Raw genomic sequence first — 15,597 nt, 5'->3', positions numbered from 1 at the left:
GAAGGCGCACTACATGAAACTTCTGAACCCCACCGCCCGACGGAGCGCGGCCGTTCTGGCCGGTGTCCTGCTGCTCAGCTCCGTGACTGCCTGCGGCGGCACCGGCCAGGCGGCCTCCGCCGTGGACAAGAGCACCCTGACGATCGGCGTCGAGAGTGACAGCGCGTCCTTCGGTTTCGACCCGTTGCGGGTCTCCGACGCCCAGCGGCAGTTCTTTGAAGGCCTCTACGACAACCTCATGACCCTCCAAGCGGACGGCTCTGTTGGTCCGGGGCTGGCAACCGGCTTCAGCTACAGCGCCGACAACACCGTACTGACCCTGACGCTCAAGCAGGGCGTGACGTTTACGGACGGGTCCACACTGGACGCCGCGCTGGTGAAGGCCAACTTCGACCGCCGCACGGATCCCGCGCTCTCGGCGTACTCGGCCATCGCCAAGGGCGGCGCCCAGGAAGTCACGTCCGTGGACGTCGTCAGCCCCACCCAGGTGTCCCTGACGTTCGCCAAGGCGCAGCCGGGCTTCGAGAAGAACCTGGCCTCCACCCTGGGCATGATCGTCGGCAAGTCCGGGGCCGCTGACACGGCAAGCCTCGCCGCCAAGCCGGACGGCTCCGGCCCGTACACCCTGGACGCCTCCACCGTGAAGGGCAACAAATACGTCCTGCAGAAGAACGACAAGAGCGCCGACGCCGCGAAATACCCCTACAGCAAGATCGTTTTCAGCGTCATCCAGGATCCGCAGGCCCGCGCCAATGCCCTGGTCTCCGGCCAGGTGGATGTCGCCCAGCTGACCTCACCGACTGTTGACTTCGCCAAGTCCAAGGGCGTGGGTGTCTCCCAGATCGGCGGCACGGTGAACACCATGATCTCCTTCGATAAGACCGGCAAGACGTCGCCGGCCTTCGCGAGCGAAAAGGTCCGCCAGGCATTCCAATACGCCATCAACCGGCAGGCCCTCGTCGATGCCCTGCACAAGGGCGACATCGCGGCGTGGAACGCGCTGCCCAAGGATTCGGCCGGCTTCACGGCGGCGCTGAACACGCAGTTCGCGTACGACCCCGCCAAGGCCAAGAGCCTGCTGGCCGAGGCGGGCTACGCCAACGGCTTCGAATTCACCATCGTTGCGAGCGCCACCACGCAGACCGACCTCCAGGCCGTCCAGAAGGATCTTGCCGCCGTCGGCATCACCATGCAGGTCAAGATGGCGACGTCCACCGACGAGGCGTTTGCCGCCGTCGCCACCACTCCGCTGGGCTACGCGCCGCTGAGCTGGGACAACCCGGTGGGCCTGATGTACGGCGCGATCCTGAGCGGTTTCACCAACGTCCAGAAGGCCACGGACGACCAGCTCAGCGCCGCCACCGGTGAGGCTGCCGCTGCGAAGGACGACGCCGCGCAAAAGGCTGCGCTGACCAAGCTGAACACCAGGCTCGTGGAATCCGGCTGGATGATCCCGCTCTATGAGGCCCTCACCAACCAGGGCTACAACACCAAGAAGATCAAGCAGGTCGAGTTCGCCGGCACGAACGCCTACCCGCTGCTCTCGTCTTACGCACCGACCAACTGATCACCCGCCCTGCCGGACGGCCTTCACCTTGCAGGCGAAGGCCGTCCGGCGGGCCCCGACCGATGGAGGTCATGATGGCGATTTACGTCGCAAAGCGCCTGCTGATGGCGCTGGCCACCGTGCTGCTGGTTGCGGTCCTGGCGTTCCTGCTGGTGCATGCAATGCCGGGCAGCCCGGGAGCCGTGTCCCTCGGCGCCGGCGCGTCCCAGGAGGCCATTAGTCAGGTCAACGAGAAGCTCGGCTGGTCCGATCCGCTTCCGGCCCAGTTCTTTCGGTGGCTTGGCAGCGCAGCCCAGGGAGACTTCGGAGTGTCCCTGATCGACGGCCGGTCCGTGAGCGCCGACCTCGCCAACAGGCTGCCGGTGACGGCGGTCCTGGCCGCCGGAGCCACGCTCCTGAGCGCTGTGCTCGGAATCGCCCTCGGCGTGACGGCCGCCGTGCGCGGCGGGATGGTCGACCGGATCGTCGGCGCCGTCTGCGGCCTGGCCGTGGCGCTGCCGGCCTTCTGGATCGGCATCATCTTTGTGTACCTCTTCGCCGTTCAGTCCTCGGTCTTTCCGGCCACCGGTTACGTCCCCTTCGAGGTTTCACCCCAGGACTGGGCCCTGTCCCTGGCCCTTCCGGTGATCACGCTCGCCGTGGGCGGTGCGGCCTTCATCGCCCGCCAGACCAGGGCATCCATGCTGGAGGCCCTGCAGCAGGAACACATCCGGACCCTCCGGGCAACGGCCACTCCCACGTGGAAAATCCTCTACGTCCACGCCCTGCGCTACGCCAGCCTGCCGATTGTCGCCGGTATCGCCCTGCAGTTCATCGGACTGTTCGGCGGTTCCGTGATCGCCGAGCAGTTGTTCGCCATGCCGGGCCTCGGCCAGGCAGTCCAGACCTCCGTCAGCACCCACGATGCCCCGTCAGTTCAGGGTGTGGTGGTGGTCGCCACTGTTGTGGTGGTGGCCGTGAACCTGGTGCTGGAACTCGCCACCAAGTTTCTCGATCCGAAGTTGCGTGCCTCATGATCCCCTCGGTTGCCCCCGCTCCCGCCCCCGTCGCCGCAGACGCGGAAGATACAGCTACAGGCGCAGTCACCGACACCACCGCCGGAGCTCGGCCCGGGCGCCGTCCCAGGACCGCGTTCGCCGGCCTGTTTTCACGCCGCTTGTCCGCCCGCCGGTTGGTTGCCTCGCCCGGTGCCGTGGCAGGCATCACCTGGCTGGTCGCCCTCGTGGTTGCCTCCCTCACCGCCCCGTGGTGGCTGCCGTACAAGTCTGAAGACCAGGATTTCACCGCCGTCCTGTCCGGTCCCACGGCCGCCCACTGGCTGGGCACCGACGAACTCGGACGTGACCTGCTCAGCCGCATTTTCGCCGCGGCCGCCGGCACCCTGGGGACATCGCTCATCACGGTGATTGTCGGTGTCGGGCTCGGGACCATCCTGGCGATGGTGGCCGCCGCGGGAGTGCGGACGGAGGGAGTGATCAGCCGTGCCACCGAAATCATGATGTCCCTGCCCGGAACGGTCATCATCCTTGCGGTCATCGGAGCTGTGGGTACGAACATTCCTGTCATCATGGCGATCCTGGGCGTCCTCATCTCGGCAGGCATCTACCGCGTGATGCTGGGACAGGCCACCGCCCTGCAGTCCCAGCTCTATGTCGACGCCGCCAAAGTGGACGGTGTCAGCGCCCTCGGCATCAGTATGCGCCACGTGCTGCCGGGCCTGAGCAACACGATCGTGGTCCAGTCCGCCCTCATCTTCGCGGTGGGCATGCTCATCCAGGCCGGCCTGGCCTTCATCGGGTTTGGTCCGCCCATCCCGCAGCCCAGCTGGGGCGGCATGATCCAGGGCGCATCCCAGCACGTCTACGACGCCCCGTGGCTCATGGTCCCCACCGGCGCGGTCCTGGCCCTGACGGTCCTCGCGGCCAACGCGATCGGCAACGCCCTGGGCAAATCGCCGAATGCATCCGCCTCGCACCTGCCGTCGGCCGCGGAGCGCCGACGCCGGGCCGCTGAGTCCGCCGTCGCTTCACCGGAAGCCCCGGCTGTTCCGTCTCCTTCAGGCCGCCTGAGCGTCCGCGGACTCTCGGTAGGGGTCGACGGCGGCACGCCGCTGGTCACTGACGTCTCCTTCGACGTCGGGCAGGGGACCGTGCTGGGACTCGTGGGCGAATCGGGCTGCGGCAAGACGATGACGGCGTTGTCCCTGCTCGGCCTGCTGCCCTCCGGCGTAGCCGTCACCGGCGGCCAGATCCTGTGGGACGGCCGGAATCTTGCCGGCGCCCCGGAAGGCGTGATGGAGGGTGTCCGGGGGCGGGACATCGCGCTGATCTCCCAGGAGCCCATGCGGGCACTGGACCCCATGTTCACAGTGGGCTACCAGCTCGTCTCCACCGTCCGGCGCCTGCGCGGCATCGGGAAAGCCGAAGCCCGGGCCGAAGCCCTGGGCCTGCTCGAAAAGGTGGGCATCGTGGACGCCGCACGCATCCTCACGACCTACCCGCACCAGATCTCCGGGGGCATGGCGCAGCGCGTGGCCATCGCCCTGGCCCTGGCCGGGCGGCCCAGGCTGCTCGTGGCGGACGAACCCACCACCGCCCTTGACGTGACCGTGCAGGCGGAGATCCTCTCGCTGCTGCGGACCCTGGTCAAAGACACCGGCATGTCCGTGGTGATGGTGACCCACGACCTCGGCGTGGTCGCGGACATCTGTGACACCGTTGCGGTCATGTACGCAGGCCAGGTGGTGGAAAGCGGCCGGACCGCCGACATCCTCGACAACCCGCGCCACCCGTACACCCTGGCGCTGCTGGCCGCCGACCCGCACGCCAACACCGCCGCGGACATGCCCGAACGCCTCGCCACCATCAACGGCCAGGTCCCGCAGCCCAAGGACTGGCCGGGCGGCTGCCGGTTCATGGCGCGGTGCCAGTTTGCCGGATCAGCCTGCGTGGCGCCGGTTCCGCTGGTGCCCTCCGGCTCCGACGACGGCGTGGTGCGCTGCGTCAAGGCCGATGAACTGGCCGTCGAGGGCCTGGAATGGGTGGCCACCGATGTACCCGGCCACCGCGTACTGGACGTTCGTTCGCGGGACATTCCGTCGGGGGACATGCGTTCGAGGGACAATGTTGAGAGGGATAAGGCATGAGCGTCGAAACGGCAGCACGGCAGGACGAAACGGTACCGGCTCCCGGTCAGCCGCTCCTGGACGTGGAAGACCTGGTGGTCCGTTACGGCCGGGGCCGGAAGGCGGCCGCCGCGCCGGCGGCGGTGGACGGCGTGAGCTTCAGCATCCGGCCCGGGGAAACCGTGGGCCTGGTGGGGGAGTCAGGCTCCGGCAAGTCCACGATCGGCAAGGCCATTCTGGGGCTGGAGAAGTGCAGCGGGGGTTCGATCCGGTACAACGGAACAGACGTCACCCACGCCAGCGCCGCACGGCGCCGCGAACTTGGCGGGGAGCTGAGGGCCGTGTTCCAGGACCCGAACTCCTCGCTCAACCCCCGGCAGACCATCGGCGCGTCGCTTGCCGAGCCGCTGCGGATCCGTGGCGTGGCAGCCGGGGAAGCGCGGCAGCGCGCCGAGGACATGCTGGTGCGGGTGGGACTTCCCCGCGAGGCCGTGGACCGCTATCCCGGTCAGTTTTCCGGCGGCCAGCGGCAGCGGATCGCCGTCGCCCGGGCACTGATCTGCGAACCGAGGCTCGTAGTGTGCGACGAAGCGGTCAGCGCGCTAGACCTCTCAACCCAGGCCCAAGTGCTGAACCTCCTTGCCGACCTCCGGGACGAACGGGGACTGAGCTACCTCTTCATCGCGCACGATATCTCCGTGGTCCAGTTCCTCGCCCAGCGCGTCGTGGTTCTCTACCGCGGCCAGGTCATGGAAAGCGGGCCCGCTGCCGCCGTCACGGAGTCCCCCCACCACCCCTTCACCCAGGCGCTGGTGGCGGCCTCGCCCGTGCCCCGCCCGGCAGAACAGGCCGAACGACGGCAAAAACGGGAAGCGCTCGGTGTCCGGACCGCGGCAGCCGCGGCCGCCGCGTCCGGCGGCTGCCCCTTCAGCCAGCGGTGCCCGCTGGCAACGGACCTGTGCCGCACCGAACGCCCCGTCCTGCGGACGGTGGGCGCGTCCGCCGTCGCCTGCCACTACGCCTGAGCCGCCCCCGAATCCTGAGGCCGCGCCACCCGCGTCACCCCTCAGCCCCTCCCACGAAAACCAGCACAAGAACGGAAGACACCACATGACCCCGGCACCCTGGTCCGCCACGATGATCGCCGCCGATCAAGACTTCGACGGCGCACCCCTCCTGCGCAAGGAATTCCGGCTCGACGAGGGCCACGGCCCCGTGGTGAACGCGCAGCTGCGGGCAACGGCCTTCGGAATCTACGAGGCACAGATCAATGGCGTCCCGGTCGGCGATGACGTTCTCAGCCCCGGCTGGAGCTCCTATGAATGGCGCCTGCGCTACCGCAGCTACGACGTCACCGCGCTCGTGGAACCCGACACGGTGATCGGCGTTGCGCTTGGCAATGGCTGGTACCGCGGCCGCCTGGCCTGGCACGGCAAATCGGGTCTGTACGGCGATGAGCTTGGGTTCTTCGGTCAGTTGGACATCGAATTCGCCGACGGCCACGTCCAGACGATTGCCTCGGACCCGTCCTGGCAGTCGGGGCCGTCCGGGACCACGGCCAACGACCTCTACGACGGACAGGCCATTGACGCTCGGCGGCAACCGGAGGGCTGGGCCCGGCCGGGGTTCGACACCGGCGCCGCTGCGCCGGCCAGCGCGCGGGCAGGCACCTGGGTCGGGGTCCACGAGCTGGAGTTCGACGCCGACCGCCTGGCAGACCCCGTCGGGCCGCCGGTGGTGCGCAACGAGGTCCTCAAACCGGTGGAGATCTTCACCTCACCGGGCGGCAAGACACTGGTGGACTTTGGCCAGAACCTGGTGGGCTGGCTGCGCTTCACCGTCCAGGGCGAGGCCGGCACCACCATCACAGTGCGTCACGCCGAAGTACTGGAAGACGGCGAGCTGGGGACCCGGCCGTTGCGCTCGGCCGCGGCCACCGACACCTTCATCCTCTCCGGCGGCCAGGACTTCTTCGAACCGAGCAGGACCTTCCACGGGTTCCGCTACGCGGAGGTCACCGGCTGGCCCGGCGATCTGACCGCGGCATCCCTTGAGGCCGTGGCGGTGCACTCCGCGCTTGAACGCACCGGCCGTTTCGAGTGCTCCAACCCGCTGGTGAACCAGCTGCACCACAACATCGTCTGGGGCCTGAAGGGAAACTTCCTGGACCTTCCCACCGACTGCCCGCAGCGCGACGAACGGCTCGGCTGGACCGGGGATATCGCCGTATTCGCCCCGACGGCCGCCTTCCTCTACGACGTCAAGGGATTCCTGCAGGACTGGCTGCTGGACCTGGCCGCAGAACAAAAAGCCGCCGGCGGGCTCGTTCCCATCACAGTGCCGGACGCGCTGAAGTACTGCCCCCAGCCACCGGAATTCCCGGCACCGGAATCCTCGGCCATCTGGAGCGATGCGTCCGTGTGGGTGCCCTGGGCGCTGTGGGAGGCCTATGGCGACGACACCGTGCTCAAGGACCAGTATGGCTCGATGGCTTCTCACACACGCCGGGTGGAAGGCCTGCTATCGCCCGCCGGACTCTGGGATGAAGGCTTCCAGTTCGGCGACTGGCTGGACCCGGACGCCGCGCCGGACCAGCCGTGGGCCGCGAAGGCGGACACCGGCGTCGTCGCCACCGCATGCCTTTACCGCACGGCGTCCATCACGGCGGCTACGGCTGCGCTCTTGGGGCACGACGCCGACGCCGCCGCGTTCGGCCGCCTCGCCGAACGGGTCAAAGCGGCCTTCAACACCCACTACGTTGCCGCCGACGGCACCATCCGTAGCGACTGCACCACCGTCTATGCCCTGGCCATCGCCTTCGACGTACTGCAGACCAGCCAGCAGCGGGACTTTGCCGGCACCCGCCTCGCCGAACTGGTGCGGAACAACCAGTACCGCGTCTCGACTGGCTTCGCCGGAACCCCGTTTATCACCGGCGCCCTGGCCGATACCGGACACATCGAGGAGGCCTACGGGCTCCTGCTGGAACAGGAGTGCCCGTCGTGGCTGTACCCGGTGACCATGGGAGCCACCACCGTCTGGGAGCGGTGGGATTCCATGCTGCCGGACGGCACCATCAACCCCGGCGAGATGACGAGCTTCAACCACTACGCACTCGGTGCCATCGCCGATTGGCTGCACAAGTACGTGGGCGGTATCCGGCCCCTGGCCCCCGGCTACTCCAAGGTGCTGATCGCGCCCGTGCCGGGAGGCGGCATCGACTGGGCCAAGACCAGCCTACGCAGCCCGCACGGCACCATCGCTGTCGAGTGGCGGACGTCGGCGGACGGCGCGCTGGAACTCGACGCGATGATCCCTGACGGAGTGGAGGCGGAGATCCGGCTGCCGGGACAGGACTCCCGCACCGTGGGTGCCGGCGCGCACCGACTGACGTCCGCCGCGGTGTAGGCAGCGGCCGTCGTTTCGTAAGTCCGCTATCCACCCCGCCGGCGGGAAAACAGGCTGGCAATTGAAGACACCCCACGATCAGGAGCACTAAAGAATGACCTCCACGAGCTTTGACGCCGACGTCGACGACGCGATCCGCACCCTTCCGGTGGCTGAGAAGATCCGGCTCCTGAGCGGCTCCGGCCTGTGGTTCACCCAGGCCGAGCCGCGCCTCGGCCTACCGAAGATCACCGTGTCCGACGGACCCGTGGGGGTCCGGGGCCACCGCGACAACGAGGCCGCCGGCTCGGTGAACCTGCCGTCCGCCACATGCCTGGCGTCTTCCTGGGACCGGCGGCTGATGGCCCGGGTGGGCAGGCTGCTGGCCGCCGAGGCACGGCGGCAGGAGGTGGACGTGGTGCTCGGACCCACCATGAACCTGCACCGATCCCCTTTGGCCGGCCGTAACTTCGAATGCCTGTCCGAGGACCCGCTCCTCACCGGTGAACTGGCAGCCGCGTATGTCGACGGAATCCAGGGCCAGGGCATTGGTGCGTGCCCCAAGCACTTCGTCGCCAACGAGGCGGAGACCGAACGGATGACCGTCAACAACCTGATCGACGAACGGACCCTGCATGAGGTGTACCTCGCACCGTTTGAACGGGTGGTCAAACAGGCCCGCCCGTGGATGATCATGGCGGCCTACAACGGCGTCAACGGCAAGCCCATGACCGAAAATCCCCTCACAGAGAACCCGCTCAAGACCGAGTGGGGATTCGACGGCGCTGTGGTGTCCGACTGGCATGCGGTGTACTCCACCGTGGACTCGGCCCTGTCCGCCACGGACCTCGCCATGCCCGGTCCGGAAGAACTGTGGGGCGACCCGCTGGTGAAAGCTAACGCGTCCGGGCTGGTCCCCGAGGCCGTGATCGACGGGAAAGTGCGCCGGCTGCTCACGTTGGGCCGGCGCGTGGAGGAGGGCCGCCGGCAGGAACCGGCGGAACCCGAAGCCGGACCTGAAGCCGGAGCCGCCGTCGCACGCGAGGCCGCGGCGGCAGGATTCGTGCTCCTGGAAAACCACGACCGCATCCTCCCGCTCGCACCCCGGGACATCACGTCCCTCGCCGTAATCGGCCCGGCGGCCATGGACCCCCGGACCCAGGGCGGCGGCAGCGCATCGGTGTTCCCGTCCTACACGGTAGCGCCCGCCGCCGGCCTGCGTGCCCGGCTCGGCGACGGCGCTCAGCTCACCACGGTCCAGGGTGCCTGGCTCTCCGACGGCCTTCGCGAACCCCGCGACGCCGAATGTCACGCACCGGGCCGGGCGCCGGGCTCGGGGCAACGGCGCGTCCGGCTAACCTGGCGGGGAGCCGCCGGCACCCTCGCGGAGGAATACGGTCCCCGCACCACCCTCACCCGGGGCGCCGGGGCCATCCCTGACGGCGCCACCGCCGTCGACATCGAAACAATTTTCACCCCGCAGGTTTCCGGCCTTTGGAAGCTGGGTTTCAAAGCTATTGGGCACGCCACCCTGGAGGTCAACGGGGAGAGCGTGGCGGCCGCGGATTCGCGCCACCGCTATGCGGACATCGAGGCCGTGCTGATCGGCGCGCCGGAGGAAGCCGCCGACGTCGAACTGGCGGCGGGGGAACCGGTGCGGCTCACGCTGCGTTACACCTGGCATCCGGATGCCACCCTGTTCCGCGTGGGGCTGGCCGTCGACGAACCCCGCGGGCCGGCCGACCTCGAGATTGCCAAGGCCGCTGCCGCAGCAGGTGCCGCGGACGTCGCCGTCGTCATGGTGGGGACTTCCGGCGGCGTCGAAAGCGAGGGCTTCGACCGGACATCCCTTGCGCTGCCGGGCCGGCAGGATGACCTGGTCCGCGCCGTCATCGCGGCCAACCCGCGCACGGTGGTGGTGGTCAACGCCGGTGCCCCCGTCGAAATGCCCTGGCGCAACGACGCCGCCGCCGTTCTGCTGGTCTGGTTCCCGGGCATGGAATTCGGCAACGCCCTGGCCGACGTGCTGTTCGGCGACACCGAACCCGGCGGCCACCTGCCGACCACCTGGCCTGCCGCGCTGGCTGACGCTCCGGTCCGGGACACCCGCCCGCGGCACGGTCGGCTCGAGTATATGGAGGGGCTCCATGTCGGATACCGCGGCTGGGCCCGACAAGCCACGCACGCCAGTCAAACCGGGCAACCTGCCGCCCCGGCGTACTGGCTGGGCCACGGCCTCGGCTACACGACGTTCGCGGTGGACGGGTTCAGGCTGCTCGGGGCACCGGCGCCCGGGGACGACCTCCAGGCCGTGCTGACCGTCCGCAACACCGGGTCCCGGGCCGGAAAATATCTGGCCCAGATCTACGCCGACGCCCCGGAATCGGCCGTGGAACGCCCTGACTTCTGGCTGGCCGGCTTCGCGACGGCCCTCATCCCGGCCGGGGAACGCCGGGAGATCACGGTGACGCTGCCCGGGCGGTCCTTCCAGCACTGGAACGCCGGACGCGGCTGGTGCGACGAGGCGACCACTTTCAGGATCGCTCCGGCCGAGCACGCCGGGGCCGCGCCTGCCGCGCTGTCCGGACCCTTCGCCGTGTCCGTCACCCTCGCAGCATCCACTAGCCCGGCAGCGCCCGTTCCCGCCAGTGACCGTCCCCGCCCATAACTGAACACGGTTTGCAGCCGTGAACCACCCCGACCTCATCAGGAGCGCAGCATGACCACTACTGAAACCGCAGCAACCGAAATGGCAGGAAGCCCCGACGCTCCGGCACCCCCGGCCGGAGCGGCACCGCGGGCCGGAGCCGCGGGTCCCGCCTTCCCTGCCTTCGATGGCCCGGGCACGGCCGTCCAAGTGTCCGCGATCTCCGGCGTGCACCGGGAAGTCAGCTACGTCAGGACTATCGGGTTCCGTCCGCTGACCATGGACATCTGGCTTCCGCGGACCGGCCGGCACGGGGGCAAGGGTAAGAGTCCGGTGCCGCTGGTGCTCTGGGTTCACGGGGGCGCCTTCCAACTGGGCGACCGGCGTGAGCTGCCGCCCACGTTCCCCGTGAATTCGGTCTTCTCCCGGCTCAACGCGGCAGGGATCGCCTGTGCGACCGTCGACTACCGGTTGGCCCTCGAAGCAGCCTTCCCGGCCCAGTTGCATGACCTGAAAGCGGCGGTGCGCTACCTCCGCGCACATGCCCGGGAGTTGGGGATCGATCCGGACCGGATTGGCGCCTGGGGCGAATCGGCGGGCGGCCACCTGGCGGCGCTGCTGGGCCTGACCGGCGGCCGGGAAGACCTCGAAGGCGGGATCGGGGCGCAGGGGCCCTCCAGCGCGGTCTCCGCCGTCGTGGACTTCTATGGGGTATCTTCGCTGCCCCTCATGCCCCCGATACAGCTCCCGGACGGCCTCCTTGCCGGCCCCATGGTTGCCGCCGTACCGGCCGGGATGAGCCTGGAACCGGGGCCCATGCTCGTTGGCGGCTCCGGCGAACCGGAGCTGCTGGAGGCCGCCAGCCCGCTGGGCCACGTCAGCGCAGACGCGCCGCCGTTCCTGCTGATCCACGGCGACAGCGACGCTCTCGTGCCCTTGTCCCAGAGCGTGATCCTCTCGCAGGCGCTTGACGCCGCGGGCGTCCGCAACGAGGTCGTCGTCGTCGACGGCGCAGACCACTGCTTCTTCGGCGCGGAAGACCGGATCGACAGCATCCTGGACGCCGCCGTCACTTTCCTCTCCAACGAATTGAGCCAGCCATGACCCCCGCCACCACCCGCTACCCCTACCAGGACGCCGCCCTGCCCGTCGGGCAACGCGTCCAGGACCTCCTGTCCCGGCTCTCGCTCGAGGACAAGGCGGGCCTGATGTTTCACGGCGCGCTCCCGTTCGCACTCGGCACAGGCCCGGCCGAGGAGTTGATCCGCGAGCGCCGGATCAACCACTTCAACATCATTGGCGCCGCTACCCAGGCCCGGGAACTCGCCGAATGGCACAACAGCATCCAACGGATCGCCGCGGAAACCGGCTGGGGCATCCCGGTCACACTCTCCACCGACCCGCGCCACGCCTACACGGACAACCCGGGCACCGGGGCCCTGGCCGGCCCGTTCTCCCAGTGGCCCGAGGCGCTCGGCTTCGCTGCCGTCGGGGACCCCGACGCCGTGGAGGAGTTTGCCGATGTCGCCCGGCAGGAGTACCGCGCGGTCGGCATCCGGGCCGCGCTGCACCCCCAGGTTGACGTCTTCACCGAACCGCGCTGGTCCCGCGGTGCCGCCACGTTCGGCGAGAGCGCCGAGCTCGCCGCGGACCTGGTGGGCGCCTACGTCCGCGGCTTCCAAGGCGAGACGTTCGGGACGGAGTCCGTGTCCACCATGACCAAGCACTTCCCCGGGGGCGGCCCCCAGCTCAACGGGGAGGACCCGCACTTCAGCTACGGCCGCGAACAGGTCTATCCCGGCGGCAACTTGGACTACCACCTGCTGCCCTTCCGGGCAGCCGTCGACGCCGGCACGCGCCAGGTCATGCCCTACTACGGCATGCCGGTCGGGACCGAATACGAGGAAGTGGGCTTCGCCTTCAACAAGCGCATCCTCACGGAACTCCTGCGGGAAGAGCTCGGCTTCGGCGGCATCGTGTGCTCGGACTGGGGCATCCTCACCGACGGGGACATTTTCGGCAGGGTCTTCCCGGCCCGGGCATGGGGCGTGGAACATTTGACCCCCGAGGAGCGGCTGCTTAAGGCGCTGGACGCCGGTGTGGACCAGATCGGCGGCGAAAGCTGCGTTGAACTCATGACCGGCGCTGTCCGGGCAGGGAAGCTCAGCGAGGACCGGCTGGACGTCTCCGTCCGCAAGCTGCTGGAGGAGAAATTCCTCCTGGGGCTGTTCGAGAATCCCCTGGTGGACGCGGCCGCCGCCGACACCTCGGTGGGAACCCCGCAATTCCGGGCGGCCGGGCGGGCCATGCAGCGCCGCTCGTACACACTCCTCACCAACAAGGACGTCGACGGCGTCCCGACCCTGCCGCTGACCGAAGGGGCGAGGGTGTACCTCGAAGGCCTCACGGCCGGGGACCTGGGGCCGGGCTTCATCGCCGTCCCGACGCCGGAGGCCGCGGACCTCGCGATTCTCCGGCTGCGCACCCCGTTCGAAGTGCGTGGCGAGGGCTTCGAATCCTTCTTCCACTGCGGCAACCTGGCCTTCGCACCGGAGGAGATCGAGCGTGTCACCGCCATCTGCCAGGCCGTCCCCACGGTGATCGACATCAACCTCGAACGGCCCGCCGTCCTGCCCGAACTCGCCGAACACGCCGCGGCCCTGCTGGCCAACTACGGATCCGACGCCGACGCACTCGCGGACATCATCACCGGGCGTGCCGTGCCGGAGGGCCGGCTGCCCTTTGACCTCCCGCGGTCCATGGCTGCCGTGGAGGCCTCGCGGGAGGACATGCCCTTCGATACCGAAGACCCCGTCTTCCGCTACGGCCACGGACTGTCCCTGCCGGCCGCGGGAGACGCCGCCTTCGGAGACGCCGACGGCGCGCGGGTTCCGCTGCCCGGCGCTGGGCCTATGGCGGGGCGCCGGCCATGACCCTGGATCCGGACCTCGCCGGCGCGCTCCATCACCTGGCCGGCGCGGGGTCGTTCACCGAGGTCCTGGCCCAACCCGGCGGCCCGGACCGGCTCGAGGCTTTCAGCGCCGGCAGCCTGCCCTATGAGGCGCCCGACGTCCGCGTCCGGGAAGTTGAGGCCCGCGGACCAAACGGGCCCGTCCCGCTCAGGATCTACGGGGGCGCCGCGGTCCGTGCCGACGCTCCAGCACTCGTCTGGATGCACGGCGGCGGATTTGCCGGCGGCGGGCTCGACATGCGTGAAGCCGACCAGCTGGCCAGGGAAGTCGCCGCCCGGAGCGGCGGCGCGGTGATCTCGGTGGATTACCGGCTTGCCCGCGACGGCGTGCACTTCCCCGTACCGCACGAGGACGTCCTCACCGCCTGGCTCTGGACCGTGGAGCACGCCGTAAAGCTCGGCGCGGACGCCGGCCGGGTGTGCCTGGGCGGCGCCAGTGCCGGCGGCAACCTCGCCGTGGGCGCCGCGCTCTACCTCAAAGACGCCGGACTGCCGATGCCGGCCCGGCTGCTCCTCGCGTACCCGTTCCTGCACGCCGAACTGCCCGCGCCCGGTGGCATGGCCGGAGCCGACGGCACTGCGGACGTGCTCGAGGGGCTCCCGCGGCTCCTGCGGTTCACGCCGGATGACTGCCGCGCGTTGGTGGAGAACTACATCGGCGGACCCGTCGCTATGGCGTCGTCCTATGCCATGCCCGGGAACGCGGACCCCTCCGGGTTGCCGCCCGCGGCGATCATCGCCTGCGAATACGACGACCTGCGCTACTCGGCCGAAGGGTTCGCGGCCGGTCTCCGGCAGGCCGGAACCGACGTCGATTTCCGCCTCGAGGCAGGAGCCATCCATGGGTACCTGAACCACTCCGCGGGGCTCCGGATCGTGCAGGACGGCCTCGCGTTCCTGGCGACGGCACTCATACAGGCAAAGCCGTTCCAATGATTGAAATGCCTGGTGCCGGGGCAGACGGGCATCAGACACCCTTGATGAAGACGCCGGAACATCGAGAGACGCCGGCAAGCAGCAGAAGGAGCCGAAGATGACAGTAGAACAGGTCCTGAAGGGGATCGAGTTCGCCTGCCCCGAAGGTTCCGAACCTTTGCTGCTGGACGCCTACCTGCCCTCCGCAGAACAGACCGGGAAAGGCTTCCCGGCCATCGTGCACTTCCACGGCGGCGGCTGGCGGGTGGGGGAGCGGTCCTCGCTCGGCCCGGTGCTGGACGGCTTCGGCTTCAGCCCGTTCCGGCGGCTCACCGATGCGGGGTTTGTGGTGGTCTCGGCCGACTACCGGCTCAGCACGACCGCACAGTTCCCGGCGCAGCTGGAAGACGCAAAGGCCGCCGTGCACTGGCTCCGGGACCATGCGCAGGACTACAGCGTGGATCCGGGCCGGATCTACGCATGGGGCGACTCCGCTGGCGGACATCTGGCCAGCCTCGTGGGGCTCGCCCCCGGAGACGCCCCAGCAGGCGCCGACGGCGACACTCCCGGCGAGGTCGCAGCCGTGGCCGCCTGGTACGCTCCCGCGGACCTGCCCCGGATGGGCGAACAAAGCCTGCCCAACGCTGTCGCCAGCGCTGACGACCCCGGGTCCCGCGAGGAACTGCTCGTCGGTGCGGTCCTGGCCGAGGCTCCCGGCAAAGCCGCGGCCGCCAGCCCCGTGAGCTACGTGTCACCGGCGGCGCCGCCGTTCCTCCTGGTCCACGGGACCGCGGACCGCTTCGTGCCCGCGGCCCAGTCCACATCCCTCGCGGCGGCGCTGGAAGCCGCCGGCGCCGACGTCGAACTCCTCCTGATCGAGGACGCGGACCACATGTGGATCCTGCCCGATCACAGCCAGGCGGCCGCGGAGAAAGCCATGGACGCCACGGTGGACTTCTTCCTCCGCCAGTCGCACGTTCCCTGAC

10 protein-coding genes are annotated in these 15,597 nt (G+C 69.4%); all 10 read left to right on the top strand.

The features are described from left to right. The first annotated feature begins 13 nt into the window (after window positions 1-13). The 10 genes from ACVWZ7_RS00900 to ACVWZ7_RS00855 all read left to right on the top strand — a co-directional run bounded on the left by ACVWZ7_RS00900 (window position 14) and on the right by ACVWZ7_RS00855 (window position 15,596). The gene (locus ACVWZ7_RS00900; protein WP_456506607.1) at window positions 14-1,567 is read left to right on the top strand and encodes an ABC transporter substrate-binding protein; all 1,554 of its coding nucleotides are present in this window, start codon (window positions 14-16) and stop codon (window positions 1,565-1,567) included. A gap of 62 nt (window positions 1,568-1,629) precedes the next feature. Further along, the gene (locus ACVWZ7_RS00895) at window positions 1,630-2,583 is read left to right on the top strand and encodes an ABC transporter permease (protein ID WP_456506606.1); all 954 of its coding nucleotides are present in this window, start codon (window positions 1,630-1,632) and stop codon (window positions 2,581-2,583) included. Continuing rightward, a complete protein-coding gene (locus tag ACVWZ7_RS00890; RefSeq protein ID WP_456506605.1) occupies window positions 2,580-4,712 on the top strand; it encodes a dipeptide/oligopeptide/nickel ABC transporter permease/ATP-binding protein in 2,133 nt (710 codons plus the stop codon). The genes ACVWZ7_RS00895 and ACVWZ7_RS00890 overlap by 4 nt, the downstream gene beginning before the upstream one ends. After that, window positions 4,709-5,716 carry an oligopeptide/dipeptide ABC transporter ATP-binding protein gene (locus ACVWZ7_RS00885; protein WP_456506604.1) on the top strand — a complete coding sequence of 336 codons (1,008 nt, stop codon included), beginning with the start codon at window positions 4,709-4,711 and terminating at the stop codon, window positions 5,714-5,716. Before ACVWZ7_RS00890 ends, ACVWZ7_RS00885 begins: the two co-directional genes overlap by 4 nt. Window positions 5,717-5,801: 85 nt before the next feature. After that, entirely contained in the window at window positions 5,802-8,099 is a 2,298-nt protein-coding gene (locus tag ACVWZ7_RS00880) for a family 78 glycoside hydrolase catalytic domain (RefSeq protein WP_456506603.1), read from the top strand. Between the two features lie 94 nt (window positions 8,100-8,193). Continuing rightward, window positions 8,194-10,746 (top strand): beta-glucosidase, encoded by a 2,553-nt coding sequence (locus ACVWZ7_RS00875; RefSeq protein ID WP_456506602.1) that lies wholly within the window; start codon window positions 8,194-8,196, stop codon window positions 10,744-10,746. Window positions 10,747-10,797: 51 nt separating this feature from the next. Beyond that, window positions 10,798-11,829, top strand: a complete 1,032-nt coding sequence (locus ACVWZ7_RS00870) for an alpha/beta hydrolase fold domain-containing protein (protein WP_456506601.1) — start codon at window positions 10,798-10,800, stop codon at window positions 11,827-11,829. Beyond that, window positions 11,826-13,658 (top strand): glycoside hydrolase family 3 N-terminal domain-containing protein, encoded by a 1,833-nt coding sequence (locus ACVWZ7_RS00865; protein WP_456506600.1) that lies wholly within the window; start codon window positions 11,826-11,828, stop codon window positions 13,656-13,658. Before ACVWZ7_RS00870 ends, ACVWZ7_RS00865 begins: the two co-directional genes overlap by 4 nt. Continuing rightward, window positions 13,655-14,632 (top strand): alpha/beta hydrolase fold domain-containing protein, encoded by a 978-nt coding sequence (locus ACVWZ7_RS00860; RefSeq protein WP_456506599.1) that lies wholly within the window; start codon window positions 13,655-13,657, stop codon window positions 14,630-14,632. The genes ACVWZ7_RS00865 and ACVWZ7_RS00860 overlap by 4 nt, the downstream gene beginning before the upstream one ends. Before the next feature lie 97 nt (window positions 14,633-14,729). Next, the gene (locus tag ACVWZ7_RS00855; protein ID WP_456506598.1) at window positions 14,730-15,596 is read left to right on the top strand and encodes an alpha/beta hydrolase fold domain-containing protein; all 867 of its coding nucleotides are present in this window, start codon (window positions 14,730-14,732) and stop codon (window positions 15,594-15,596) included. The last annotated feature ends 1 nt before the right edge of the window (window position 15,597 follow it).

The sequence above is a fragment of the Arthrobacter sp. TE12232 genome (assembly GCF_054062615.1).
Note: the sequence above shows the minus strand (reverse complement) of the source record. Positions and strands in the feature narration are given on the sequence as shown.